Raw genomic sequence first — 11,344 nt, 5'->3', positions numbered from 1 at the left:
GCCTGATGTCCCGCCGCTCCATGCCGCCGGACCGCGGCATGCTGTTCGACTCCGAACGCACCGAGCCGGTCGCGATGTGGATGAAGAACACCTACCTGCCGCTCGACATGCTGTTCATCCGCGCTGACGGCACCGTGGCGCGGAACGCCACGGATACCGAGCCGCTCTCGACTCGCACCATTCACTCCGGCGACGCGGAACAGCGGATGCTCGACCTTGTCACCCGGATGCAGCCCGAGCCGCGCGGCGGTGCCGGCATTGAGTTCGAGCACGCCGAGCACCGGCTCGCCGGAGTGAATGGTGCGAGTCGAGAGCGGCTCGGTATCCGTGGCGATCCGCGCCACGGTGCCGTCAGCGCGGATGAACAGCATGTCGAGCGGCAGGTAGGTGTTCTTCATCCACATCGCGACCGGCTCGGTGCGTTCGAAGTCGAACAGCATGCCGCGGTCCGGCGCCATGGAGCGGCGGAACATCAGTCCCTGCGCCCGCCCGGCATCGTCGCGCATCACCTCGACCTGAAAGGTGTGGCGGCCGTTGCGGGACGCGATGGTCAGGGGTTCGAACGGGCCGTCGGCGAGAACGGCCGACGGCAGGAGCAGCAGGACGAGCGCGGCGAGAAGCCGGCGCGATGAGGCGGCAAGGGCCGAGGGGACAAGGGCCGAGGCCGCAAGGGGCCGTGCGAAGCGAGACGACATGGGGCTGAGCTAGCGCATTCTGCGGCGAAAGGGATGGGGCTCCGCCGACGGAAACACAGGCGAATCGACAATGCCGCGCCGAACAGCCTGTCGCCGGCTCAGTGGGACCGGCTCAGTGGGAGGAGGGCGGTCCCGCTCCCGCCCCGGTCTCTGACAGGAGACGCACCTCGGCGGCCATCAGGCCCTTCGAGCCGTCGCCGTAGCGCACCATGACGTGCTCGCCAGGCTTCAGCTCGGCGATGCCGTAGCGGCGCAGGGTCTCCATGTGGACGAAGATGTCCGGCGTGCCGTCGCCGCGGCTCAGGAAGCCGAAGCCGCGCAGGCGGTTGAACCACTTCACCACCGCGGTCTCGAGTCCGCTGGTCGGCACCACGGTGACGTGGGTGCGCGGCATCGGCAGCTCGGCCGGGTGGGTCGCCGTCGACTGGTCGAGGGAGACCACCCGGAACGCCTGCCAGCCGCGCTGGCGCTGCACCGCCTCGACCACGATCCGGGCGCCCTCGCTGGCGCTCTGGTGACCGTCGCGGCGCAGGCAGGTGACGTGGAGCAGCACGTCCGGCGCACCGCTATCCGGCACGATGAAGCCGAAGCCCTTCGCGACGTCGAACCACTTGATGCGGCCGCTGACCTCCACGAGTTCGGTCGGGCGTTCCACCGCTGCTGCGTCGAGCCCGGACCGGGTATCGCGCGCACCGTCCCCGAACGCACCCGTGGGCCGTTCCCAGGCGTGGCCTGAACCGAACTCGTCCGACATCGTAAGCAACCCACTCGAATCGCGTCGCGCGCTTCACCGGCAGATTAACAAAGTCATGACTCCGGGGAAGCCCAAATCGGCCGAGTTGAGACGCCGGACGGGTGATGTCCTCGCCGGATTCGCCCGGGCGGCGTGCAATCTGCAATCCGGAGAGGCAAGCGTCGGACGAGGCGCGCCGTGATTGCGGCGGCGATAACGGTTATGCGTCTCACCCTGCGCGTTTTCGCCGCAGGGGCAGGCAAGGATGCCAGGCTCGGCTATGACGGCGCCCGCACAGCCCGTTCGGAGACGCCGCGATTCAGATCCCGCTTCCTCCCGCCGCGCCGGTCCGGCGCCTTGCCGTCGTCGACCTCGCCCGCGGCGTCGCGCTCCTGGCGATGGCGCTGTATCACCTGACCTGGGATCTCGGCTTCCTGCGGCTCAGCCCTGAGAACGTGGCCCTGTCGCCGGCCGGGCGGGCGGCGGCGCACGGCATCGCCGGCAGCTTCCTGGTGCTGGTCGGGGTGAGCCTCGTTCTGGCCCGGGGCCGGCGCGCCGGATGGTGGCGCCCCTACCTGATGCGCCTTGGGCGCATCGCCCTGGCGGCGGCGGCGATCTCGCTCGCCACCGCGTGGCTGTTTCCGGAGTCGTGGATCTTCTTCGGCATCCTGCACTGCATCGCCCTGTCGAGCGTGCTGGCGCTGCCGGCGCTCGCGGCGCCGCTGCCGCTGGTCGGGCTTTCCGCCGCCCTGGTCTTCGCCGGGCCGGTGCTCGCCGGCCTCGCGGGTGCGCCGGCGATCCTCGACGCGCCGGGCCTGCTCTTCCTCGGGCTCGGCGCCAGGGTGCCGGTGACGAACGACTACGTGCCGCTCGTCCCCTGGTTCGGCTTCGTGCTCGCAGGGGTGGGGCTCGGCCGGATCGGCCTGCCGCGTCTTGCGGCCTCGCGGCTCGGACCATGGGCGCCGCGCAACCGGATCGGGCGGATCGCCACCTTCGCCGGGCGGCACAGCCTCGCGGTCTATCTCGTGCACCAGCCCGTGCTGCTCGGCCTGCTCTCCGGGGTCGCGGCGGTGACCGGGCCGCATCCGCGGGCCGGCGAGGCGGCATTCCTGCGCGAGTACCGGGCGAACTGCGCCGAGGCCGGCGGCACTGAGGCGGCCTGCCGGGTGGCGGCGCGCTGCGTGCTGGTGCGCCTGCGCGGCGAGGGCCTGTGGCGGGCCGGGGGTGATTTCACCAACGAGGAGCAGGCCCGGGCGATCACGGTGTCGCGGGCCTGCTTCCGAGATGCGGGCGGAGGCTGACCTCCGCCCGATCCCCATCAATCCTTGGCGCGCTCGACGTAGGAGCCGTCGGCCGTCATGACGACGATGCGGGTGCCGGTGCCGATATGCGGCGGCACCAGGGTGCGGACGCCGTTCGAGAGCGTGGCGGGCTTGTAGGACGAGGAGGCGGTCTGGCCCTTGGTGACCGGCTCGGTGTCGGTCACCTCGAGGGTGATGCGCTGCGGCAGCTCGAGCGCCAGCGGGACGCCGTTATGGGTCGAGAGCATCACCGCCATGCCCTCCTGGAGATAGGCGGCCTGATCGCCGATCACGTCCTGCGGCACGGCGATCTGCTCGTAGGATTCCGGGTTCATGAAGTGGAACCCCTCGCCGTCGCTGTACAGGAAGGTATGCTCCCGGTCCTCGACATAGGCGCGCTCGACCTGCTCGGTGGTGCGGTAGCGCTCCGAGACCTTCACGCCGTCGGTGATGCGGCGCATGTCGAGCTGGGTGACCGGGGTGCCCTTGCCGGGATGGATGTTCTCGGCGGAGAGGATCACATAGAGCCGGCCGTCCTTGTCGACGACGTTGCCTTTGCGGAGAGAGCTGGCGATGACCTTCGGCACGGGGCGAATCCTGGACTGGAAGCGTTGACAGAAAGCGGCGGCGTCCGCCAAGCCGCGGGCGTCGCGCGCCGCGCCGGCAGAGGATGCCTTCGGCCCGCCCTATCGCATCTCAGACGCGACCGCCAGTCGCCCACCCTCTCGATGATCGTTGCATGACCTCCGCCCCGCCCTCCGCTTCGCCCTGGTGGGCCCCCCACGTCCATGCCGACCGCCGGCCGCGGCTGATGGCCCGCAACCGCATCGCCGCGTCCTTGCGGGCCTGGTTCGCGGCCCGCGACTTCGTGGAGGTCGAGGCCGCCATCCTCCAGGTCTCGCCCGGCAACGAGGCGCATCTCTCGGCCTTTGCCACCACGGCGATCGGCCCGGACGGGGCGGAGCATCCGCTCTACCTCCACACCTCGCCGGAATTCGCCTGCAAGAAGCTGCTGGCCGCTGGCGAGCCCCGGCTGTTCAGCCTCGGCCCGGTCTACCGCAACCGCGAGCGCGGGGCGCTGCACCACCCGGAATTCACCATGCTCGAATGGTACCGGGCGGGGGAGAGCTATGACAGCCTGATGCGGGACTGCGCCGATCTCCTGCGCCTCGCGGCCGAGACGGCCGGCACCAGGACCTTCCTGTGGCGCGGGATCGAGGCCGACCCGTTCGCGGAGCCGGAGCGGCTCACCGTCGCGGAGGCGTTCCGGCGCCAGGCCGGCATCGACCTCCTGGCGACGGTGGCGCCGGATGCAAGCACCGACCGGGCCGGCCTCGCCGCGGCCCTCGGCGAGGCCGGCATCCGCACCGCGCCGGACGACACCTGGGCCGACCTGTTCAGCCGGGTGATGGTCGAGCGGGTCGAGCCGGCCCTGGGCCGCGGCCGGGCGACGATCCTGTGCGAGTACCCGATTCCCGAAGCGGCGCTCGCCCGGCCGAGCCCCGCCGATCCGCGGGTGGCGGAGCGGTTCGAGCTGTATGCTTGCGGCGTCGAGCTGGCCAACGCCTTCGGCGAATTGACCGATCCGGCCGAGCAGCGCCGGCGCTTCGCCGCCGAGATGGACGAGAAGGAGCGCGTCTACGGCGAGCGCTACCCCCTCGACGAGGATTTTTTGCGGGCGCTTGCGCAGATGCCGGAGGCGAGCGGCATCGCGCTGGGCTTCGACCGGCTCGTCATGCTGGCGACCGGCGCCCGCCGGATCGAGGACGTGATCTGGACGCCCGTGGCCGAGTTTCCCAGCGCAGAGTTTCCCCGCGCCGGGTCGCCCCGGTGAGCGGATCGATCCGCGATACCGGCGATCTCGCGGCGCGCGGACTGGTGCCGGCGGAGCGGCTGCCGGCCCTCGAACGGGTGGCGGCGCGCTACGCCGTGTCGATCACCCCGGAGGTGGCCGAGCTGATCGCCGACGCGGATGACGGCATCGGCCGGCAATTCGTGCCGCGGGCCGAGGAACTGGTCACGGCTCCGGAGGAGCGCGCCGACCCGATCGGCGACGAGGCCCATGCCCCCGTCCCGGGCATCGTCCACCGCTATCCCGACCGGGTGCTCCTGAAGCCTCTCCATGTCTGCCCGGTCTATTGCCGCTTCTGTTTCCGCCGCGAGGTGGTGGGGCCGGACGGGCAGGGCAGCCTCACCGAGACGGAGCTGGAGGCGGCGCTCGCCTACATCGCCGGCCATCCTGAGATCTGGGAGGTGGTGGTGACCGGGGGCGATCCGCTGGTGCTCTCGCCCCGGCGCCTCGGCCGCATCGCCGCCGCTTTGCGCGACATCCCGCATGTCCGGGTCCTGCGCCTGCATAGCCGCGTGCCGGTGGTCGATCCGGCCCGGGTCGATGCGGCGCTGATCGCGGCGCTGCACCGTTTCGGCGGCGCGGTCTTCGTGGCGCTGCACGCCAACCACCCGCGGGAATTCTCCGACAGGGCCCGCGCGGCCATCGCCCGGCTCGTCGATGCCGGGATCCCGATGGTGAGCCAGTCGGTGCTGCTCGCCGGAATCAACGACGATCCCGACACGCTGGCGGCCCTGATGCGGGCCTTCGTCGAGAACCGGATCAAGCCCTATTACCTGCATCACGGCGACCTCGCCCCGGGCACCGGCCACCTGCGCACCAGCCTCGATCACGGCCGGGACCTGATGCGCGCCTTGCGGGGCCGTGTCTCCGGGCTGGCGCAGCCGACCTACGTGCTCGACATCCCGGGCGGATACGGCAAGGTGCCGGTCGGGCCGGGCTACCTGGCGGGAGGACCCACGGGCTGGACCGTCACCGACCCGACGGGCAATCGCCACGCCTACCCGCCGACACCTGAGGAGGACACGCCATGCGCAGGCTCTGGGGACGGCTGAGTTCCGTCAACGTGCAGAAGGCGGTGTGGGGACTCGAAGAGCTGGGGCTTCCTTACGAGCGCATCGAGGCCGGCGGCGCCTTCGGGCGGGTGCGGGATCCGGACTACGTCGCCCTCAATCCCAACAGCCTCGTGCCGGTCATGGAGGAGGACGGCTTCGTCCTCTGGGAATCGAACGCGATCCTGCGCTACCTTGCCCGCGGCCACGATCTCGGCGGCCTGTGGCCGGAGCATCCCCGGGCGGCGGCGCTCGTCGACCAGTGGCTCGACTGGCAGGCGACGCGCTTCACCCCGGCGACCCGGGATGCGTTCTGGCAGACCGTGCGGACCCCGCCGGAGAACCGCGACCAGGCGGTGATCGACCGCTCGGTCGCGGCCTCGGAGGACTGCGCGGCGATCCTCGACGCACACCTGATGGGGCGTCCCTTCCTGGTCGGCGACCGCTTCACCGCCGCCGACATCGTGGTGGGCGCCGCGGCCCATCGCTGGCTGCATCTCGACGTGCCGCGCACCGAGCGGCCGGCCCTGCGGGCCTGGTACGAGCGACTCCGCGCCCGGCCGGCCGCCGACGTGGCTTTGCCCGGCTTGAGCTGAGCCGGGACGCCGAGCGGTGGATCGGGCCATGCACCTGCGGCGTGGCCGCGCCGCCGCGGATCGGCTAAGCACATTTCGCCGAAGCAGTCGCCGCTTCGGCGGCAAAAATCTGCGATCGAACAAGACCCTAAGCGGACGAAGCGTTGGCCTGCCAACGCAAGTCTGCTTAGGTCTCGACCCGTTCCTGTCCCCACGCCCCCGAAGGCCCGATGCCGCTCGACAAGACGCTCCTCGACGCGCTGCAAGCCGTCACTACCGCCACCCTCACCACGGTGCTCCTGAAGAAGGGCATCCGCCGCTGCTGGATGCGCGGACCGATGCCGCGCTTCGCCGCCGGGCAGCGGGTGGTCGGCCCGGCCTTCACGCTCCGCTTCGTGCCGGCCCGCGAGGATCTGGCGACGCCGGAATCCTGGTCGAGCCCGACCTCGACCCGCGCGGCGATCGAGGCGATGCCCGAGGGCTGCATCGCGGTGGTCGACGCGATGGGGGTGCAGGATGCCGGCATCTTCGGCGACATCCTGTGCGCCCGGATGAAGAAGCGCGGCGTCGCGGCGCTGATCACCGATGGCGTCGTGCGCGACGGCGAGGGTGTCGACGGCACCGGCCTGCCGGTCTGGTGCGCCGGGGTCGCGGCCCCGGCCTCGGTCGCGGGCCTGACCTTCGTCGGCTGGGGCGAGCCGGTCGGCTGCGGCGGCGTCGCGGTCTATCCCGACGACATCGTGGTGGCGGATGGCGACGGCGCGGTGCTGATTCCCGCGGCCCTCGCCGAGGAGGTCGCGCTCGCCGCCGTCGAGCAGGAGCGCCTCGAACTCTGGATCATGCGCGAGGTCGACAAGGGCCTGCCGCTCCCGGGCCTCTACCCGCCGAACGCCGAGACCCGCGCCCGCTACGAGGCCGAGACCGGCAAGGCCCCGTGACGAACACGGTCTGATATCGGCTGGCCGGGACGATCCCGGTGTTCTTCGTGCTCTCGAAGGTGCTGTGGTTCGTCACGGCACCGTCGAACCTGCTCCTGCTCCTGGTTCTCGCCGGGGCAGGGCTCGGCCTTCGCTGGCGGCGCCTCGGCGTCGGGCTCAGCGCCGCTGCCGGCCTCGTCCTCCTCGCCGGCGGCGTCTCGCCGCTGGCCTCCCTGGTGTTCGGCCCGCTCGAGAACCGCTTTCCGGTATTTCGCGACGACGGCGCGCCGGTCACCGGGATCGTGGTGCTCGGCGGCGCGGTCGAGACCGGGCTGTCGGCCGCCCGCGGCCAGCTCGTCGTCAACGATGCCGGCGAGCGCATGATCGCGCTCGGCGACCTCGCGCGGCTCTATCCCGCGGCGACTCTGGTCTTCGCCGGCGGCTCGGGCCGGCTCACCGGCGACGGGGCGGTGTCCGAATCCGCGATCCTGCGCCGCCACGCCGCGACCCTCGGTGTCCCGCCGGAGCGGATCACCTATGACGAACGGTCCCGCAACACCCACGAGAACGCCGCCTTCAGCGCCGCATTGGTCAAGCCGAAGCCGGGCGAGCGCTGGCTCCTCGTCACCTCGGCCTGGCACATGCCGCGGGCCATGGGCTGCTTCCGGCGGGCCGGCTTCACGGTGACGGCCTATCCGGTCGATTACCGCACCGGCCCGGGTGCCGTCGCGCTCCACGCGACGGCGGGAGACGGCCTGTTCGAGCTGGACGTCGCGGTGCGCGAATGGCTCGGCCTCGTCGCCTACCGGGCCTCGGGCTACACCGAATCGCTGTTTCCGGGGCCGTGATCCGACGATCGTGGCAACGACAGCCGGTAGATGCCGCGAAAGTCGTCCGGATCCTCCACCACCTTGCCCTTGCGCAGGATGGCGATGCGGCCGGCCTTCATCAGGCGCACCGCCTGGCGGCGGACCGGCTGCATCAGGGGGCCCCAGCCGTCGGGGTGAGGGCCCCCCAGCGCCCGGGCGACCTCGGAGGGGCAGACGGTCTTGTCGGCGCCGCGATCGGCAACGAGGCGCATCAGGGTGAGTTCGATCTCGTAATCGTCAGGGATCATCGTAATCCTGGAGGGCCCGGCGGGCATCGGAGGCGAACTGGCGCTGCCACATCACGGTGAGCACCATCGCGGTCGTGGCGAACAGCACGTAAGCGCTGACGAACCACCCGAGATAGGCCAGCGCGAAGAAGAACGCACGCTGCCCGCGGTTGAAATGGCCGCCCGCCACCACGTTCATGGCGGCGGCCCGCCGCGCCGCCCGCTCGATCCGGACCGGGTCGCCGCCCCGCGGCGGCACCGCGCCGATCAGGATGGCGCCGTAGTTGAACAGCCGGTAGGCCCAGGCGAACTTGAAGAAGGCGTAGACGAAGATCAGGGCGAGGCCCGCCACCTTGATCTCCCAAACCGCCCGGGTCATCGGCGCGCCGAAGGGCAGGGTGGAGAACAGCGTCAGGGCATCGTCGGCGGAGCGCGACAGGGTGAGCGCGCTGCCCAAGGCGATCAGCGCCGTCGAGGCGAAGAAGGCGGTCCCGTTCTGCAACGAGGCATTGATGGTGGTGTCGACCACCCGGTTCTCGCGCACGATCTGCTGGTCGGCCCAGGCGTGGCGGTAGTGGTTCATCATGCCGTTGAGGCTGCGCTTGCCGCCCGCCAGGTGCTCGACGGCGTAGGAATAGCCCCACCACGCCGCAAGGAAGCAGCCGAGGGCCGTGAGGTCGAGGAGCGAGAAGCTGCCGAGGCCCAGATCCGGTTGCATGCCGGGCCCCGTCAGGCGGTCGGCAGGATCTGCACCCCGCCCCGGCCGGGAGGCTGCGGCGCTTCGGGCGACGGGAGATCGTGGACCGCGAGATCCTGCACCCGCGCCCCGGGAGGCCCCCGGCGGCAGGCCTCGATCATCGTGGCGACGGCGTCCTCCGGTCCGGCGAGCCGGGCCTCGACGCTGCCGTCCTGCCGGTTGCGCACGGTGCCGGACAGGCCGCGGGCCTCTGCCACGCCCTTGGTCCAGGCCCGGTAGCCGACGCCCTGGACCCGGCCCCGGACGACGATCTCCACGCTGCGGTGCCCGCTCAACGATCGTTCCCCCACCGATGTCGCTGGTGCGGGCTCTAAAGCATTTCGCCCCGTGACGGGAGGGCCGTCAGGCGCGCGCCGCCACCAGCGGCCGGACCGCGAAGGCGGCGCGCGGCGCGGGGGCGCGGGGGCGCACGAGGTCGGCCAGCGGCACGAAGGCGTCCGGCGCGGCGCCGCCGACCCGGGTGCCGAAGCCCAGTGCGAAGGAGAGGGTGAGCTTGCGGTCGGGCACGATGCCGAAGGCGTCGAGCGCGGCGATGAACGCCTCGCGGAAGCTGCGCACGCCGCACCAGCTCTTCTCCGAGAGATGGAGCGGCCATTCCCAGTGGCCGTCCGGCCGCCTCGCGTTCAGGGTGTCGCGGTCGATGAAGTAGCCGGTGTCCCGGTGCTCCAGGCCGTCCGCGTGGAGGCGCCAGTCCCGGTTCTCGAACAGCGGGGCAGCCTTGGCCGCGTCGTCGTCCAGGCGGGTGGTCACCATGCGGGTCTCCCAAGGTTCCGGCGCGACGCCGCGCCGCCTCCCGGGCCGGCTCGTCGTGTGGAACATTTCCGGAACACTGGGCTGATTTGCACAGGTCGTCAACAGGTTTCGCAACGACGTTCGATGGCCTTGTCGCGACGGCGGACACGGTTGCCAAGGCCCGCCCCGGATGCCACCTCACCCCGATGAACGCGAGGAGCCCGATGGAGCGCAACCGCAAGGGACAGGAGCCCAGGATACAGGAGCAGAGAGGAGCCGAGACCAGTCCCGAGGCCGAGGCGCTGCGCCGCCTCGAGGCGCTGCAACCGGCCTATGAGCGCCTGCGGGCCGACCGGATCCGGGCCGAGAGCGACGTCGAGCGCCTGACCGCCGAGCTGGCCGCCGCCCGGGCCCAGGCCCGCGAGGAGCTGGGCACCGACGACGAGACCGAGATCCGGCGGATGATCGAGGAGGCGCGAGCCGAGAATGCCCGCCGGGTCGAGGCATTCGCGCAGGCCCTGCGCGCGGTCCAGGATCGCCTCGACGCCCTCGACACGGGCCGCTGAGACGTGCCCGTGAGCCACGTCTCTGCGAACGTTGCCGAGATCCAGGATGCCCTGGCCCGCGCCGACCGCCGGCTCGCCCGCCTGGAGGCGGCCCGCGACGGTGACCGGAACGCCCTGGCCGAGCGCACGAAGGCGGTCGCCGCCGCCAAGGGCCGGCTCGCCCAGCGCGACGCTGTCGAGACCTACCTGCGCGAGTTGCAGCAGGACGCCAACCGGCGCAGCGTCGCAACCTTCGAGACCCTGCTCACCGCCCTGGTCCAAGAGGTTCTGCCCGGCGAGAAGCCGGTGCGCCTCGACCTCACCACCGAGCGCGGCCTGCCGGCCCTCGATATCGGGGTCGAGCGCCCGGATGGCGGCCGGGAGGACGTGCTGGAGGACAATGGCGGGGCGATGACCAACGTGGTCGGCATGGCGCTTCGCCTGATCGCGGTGGTCAAGGCCGGTCTCGGCCGCTTCCTCGCCCTCGACGAGGCCGATTGCTGGATCGCGCCCGATCGCGTGCCGGCCTTCTACCGGGTGCTCGACGATGGCGCCGCCCGGCTCGGGGTGCAGTGCCTGGCGATCTCCCACCACGACGTGGCGGGGTTCGAGGCCGGCCTCACCGTCAGCCGCATCGCCGGGCGGCCCGGGACCGGGGTGGCGATCGAGGGGCCGGCAGCCTTCTGCGCGGCGCAATGGACGCCCGGCATGCCGGGCTTCCGCTTCATCCGGCTGATCGACGTCCAGGGCTTCGCCGACGCCACCCTGCCGCTCTCGCCGGGGGTCAACGCTCTGGTCGGGCCGAACAACCACGGCAAGTCGACGGTGATCCGGGCCCTGCGGGCGATGTTCTATGGCGAGGTGCGCGACAGCCTGGTGCGGGCCGGCGCCAGTGCGGCACGGGTCGAGATCGGCGTCGCCTTCGGCCGCGTGCTCCGCTATGTCCGCCAGCCGAAGCGCACGCCCGTCAATCTCTGGTCGCTGCACGAGGCGGACGGGGCGCTGGTCCAGGAGAACGGAACCACCTTCGAGACCGGCGGCCGCGACGTGCCGCCCTGGGTCGAGCGGCTGTTCGGCATCACCCGGGTCGAG

At 71.8% G+C, this 11,344-nt stretch carries 14 protein-coding genes and 2 pseudogenes; 9 read left to right on the top strand and 7 right to left on the bottom strand.

Annotation, left to right across the window (positions count from 1 at the left end):
• Window positions 1-5: 5 nt before the first annotated feature.
• A pseudogene (locus tag VP06_RS39095) lies at window positions 6-119 on the top strand (DUF192 domain-containing protein); the annotation flags it as partial.
• A gap of 75 nt (window positions 120-194) precedes the next feature.
• Here the strand turns inward: VP06_RS39095 and VP06_RS29340 are convergent.
• Both VP06_RS29340 and VP06_RS29335 read right to left on the bottom strand, forming a co-directional pair.
• A pseudogene (locus VP06_RS29340) lies at window positions 195-695 on the bottom strand (DUF192 domain-containing protein); the annotation flags it as partial.
• A gap of 112 nt (window positions 696-807) precedes the next feature.
• A complete protein-coding gene (locus tag VP06_RS29335) occupies window positions 808-1,449 on the bottom strand; it encodes a cold-shock protein (protein WP_048467349.1) in 642 nt (213 codons plus the stop codon).
• Window positions 1,450-1,745: 296 nt separating this feature from the next.
• Here VP06_RS29335 and VP06_RS29330 point away from each other — a divergent pair, with 296 nt between their 5' ends.
• Window positions 1,746-2,729, top strand: coding sequence for an acetyltransferase domain-containing protein (locus VP06_RS29330; protein WP_048467348.1), 984 nt, complete (start codon window positions 1,746-1,748; stop codon window positions 2,727-2,729).
• A 17-nt stretch (window positions 2,730-2,746) separates the two neighbouring features.
• Here the strand turns inward: VP06_RS29330 and efp are convergent, their stop codons facing one another.
• The gene (gene efp / locus VP06_RS29325) at window positions 2,747-3,316 is read right to left on the bottom strand and encodes an elongation factor P (RefSeq protein WP_048467347.1); all 570 of its coding nucleotides are present in this window, start codon (window positions 3,314-3,316) and stop codon (window positions 2,747-2,749) included.
• 152 nt (window positions 3,317-3,468) lie between these two features.
• On the opposite strand from efp, the gene epmA reads away from it, so the two are divergent.
• From epmA to VP06_RS29300, 5 genes are all read left to right on the top strand, one after another.
• Complete coding sequence (gene epmA / locus VP06_RS29320; protein ID WP_048467346.1) at window positions 3,469-4,563, top strand: EF-P lysine aminoacylase EpmA; 1,095 nt, start codon at window positions 3,469-3,471, stop codon at window positions 4,561-4,563.
• Window positions 4,560-5,633: a lysine-2,3-aminomutase-like protein gene (locus tag VP06_RS29315; protein WP_048467345.1), complete on the top strand. Its 1,074-nt coding sequence runs from the start codon at window positions 4,560-4,562 to the stop codon at window positions 5,631-5,633. Before epmA ends, VP06_RS29315 begins: the two co-directional genes overlap by 4 nt.
• Window positions 5,609-6,226 carry a glutathione S-transferase family protein gene (locus VP06_RS29310; RefSeq protein ID WP_048467344.1) on the top strand — a complete coding sequence of 206 codons (618 nt, stop codon included), beginning with the start codon at window positions 5,609-5,611 and terminating at the stop codon, window positions 6,224-6,226. Before VP06_RS29315 ends, VP06_RS29310 begins: the two co-directional genes overlap by 25 nt.
• A 209-nt stretch (window positions 6,227-6,435) precedes the next feature.
• Window positions 6,436-7,143: a ribonuclease activity regulator RraA gene (locus tag VP06_RS29305; RefSeq protein ID WP_048467343.1), complete on the top strand. Its 708-nt coding sequence runs from the start codon at window positions 6,436-6,438 to the stop codon at window positions 7,141-7,143.
• A 38-nt stretch (window positions 7,144-7,181) separates the two neighbouring features.
• Window positions 7,182-7,970, top strand: coding sequence for a YdcF family protein (locus tag VP06_RS29300; protein ID WP_048467342.1), 789 nt, complete (start codon window positions 7,182-7,184; stop codon window positions 7,968-7,970).
• Here the strand turns inward: VP06_RS29300 and VP06_RS29295 are convergent.
• The 4 genes from VP06_RS29295 to VP06_RS29280 form a co-directional block, all read right to left on the bottom strand.
• Window positions 7,940-8,239 carry a DUF3253 domain-containing protein gene (locus VP06_RS29295; RefSeq protein ID WP_197093316.1) on the bottom strand — a complete coding sequence of 100 codons (300 nt, stop codon included), beginning with the start codon at window positions 8,237-8,239 and terminating at the stop codon, window positions 7,940-7,942. The genes VP06_RS29300 and VP06_RS29295 overlap by 31 nt on opposite strands.
• A complete protein-coding gene (locus VP06_RS29290; protein ID WP_048467341.1) occupies window positions 8,229-8,936 on the bottom strand; it encodes a DUF599 domain-containing protein in 708 nt (235 codons plus the stop codon). The genes VP06_RS29295 and VP06_RS29290 overlap by 11 nt, the downstream gene beginning before the upstream one ends.
• Window positions 8,937-8,947: 11 nt before the next feature.
• Window positions 8,948-9,250 carry an acylphosphatase gene (locus VP06_RS29285; RefSeq protein WP_048467340.1) on the bottom strand — a complete coding sequence of 101 codons (303 nt, stop codon included), beginning with the start codon at window positions 9,248-9,250 and terminating at the stop codon, window positions 8,948-8,950.
• Between the two features lie 67 nt (window positions 9,251-9,317).
• Window positions 9,318-9,728, bottom strand: a complete 411-nt coding sequence (locus VP06_RS29280; protein ID WP_048467339.1) for a hypothetical protein — start codon at window positions 9,726-9,728, stop codon at window positions 9,318-9,320.
• Window positions 9,729-9,913: 185 nt separating this feature from the next.
• Here VP06_RS29280 and VP06_RS29275 point away from each other — a divergent pair, with 185 nt between their 5' ends.
• Complete coding sequence (locus VP06_RS29275; RefSeq protein WP_245291363.1) at window positions 9,914-10,273, top strand: hypothetical protein; 360 nt, start codon at window positions 9,914-9,916, stop codon at window positions 10,271-10,273.
• A gap of 9 nt (window positions 10,274-10,282) precedes the next feature.
• The coding region (locus VP06_RS29270; RefSeq protein ID WP_048467337.1) for an AAA family ATPase at window positions 10,283-11,344 on the top strand (1,062 nt) is incomplete at its 3' end.

The organism is Methylobacterium aquaticum (assembly GCF_001043915.1).
GTDB lineage: Bacteria > Pseudomonadota > Alphaproteobacteria > Rhizobiales > Beijerinckiaceae > Methylobacterium > Methylobacterium aquaticum.
Note: the sequence above shows the minus strand (reverse complement) of the source record. Positions and strands in the feature narration are given on the sequence as shown.

Excerpts from the sequence above, each read along its gene's own strand:
- VP06_RS29335 (WP_048467349.1), bottom strand. The coding sequence starts at position 1,449 with ATGTCGGACGAGTTCGGTTCAGGCCACGCCTGGGAACGGCCCACGGGT.
- epmA (WP_048467346.1), top strand. The coding sequence starts at position 3,469 with ATGACCTCCGCCCCGCCCTCCGCTTCGCCCTGGTGGGCCCCCCACGTC.
- VP06_RS29310 (WP_048467344.1), top strand. The coding sequence starts at position 5,609 with ATGCGCAGGCTCTGGGGACGGCTGAGTTCCGTCAACGTGCAGAAGGCG.
- VP06_RS29305 (WP_048467343.1), top strand. The coding sequence starts at position 6,436 with ATGCCGCTCGACAAGACGCTCCTCGACGCGCTGCAAGCCGTCACTACC.
- VP06_RS29295 (WP_197093316.1), bottom strand. The coding sequence starts at position 8,239 with ATGATCCCTGACGATTACGAGATCGAACTCACCCTGATGCGCCTCGTT.
- VP06_RS29290 (WP_048467341.1), bottom strand. The coding sequence starts at position 8,936 with ATGCAACCGGATCTGGGCCTCGGCAGCTTCTCGCTCCTCGACCTCACG.
- VP06_RS29280 (WP_048467339.1), bottom strand. The coding sequence starts at position 9,728 with ATGGTGACCACCCGCCTGGACGACGACGCGGCCAAGGCTGCCCCGCTG.
- VP06_RS29275 (WP_245291363.1), top strand. The coding sequence starts at position 9,914 with ATGAACGCGAGGAGCCCGATGGAGCGCAACCGCAAGGGACAGGAGCCC.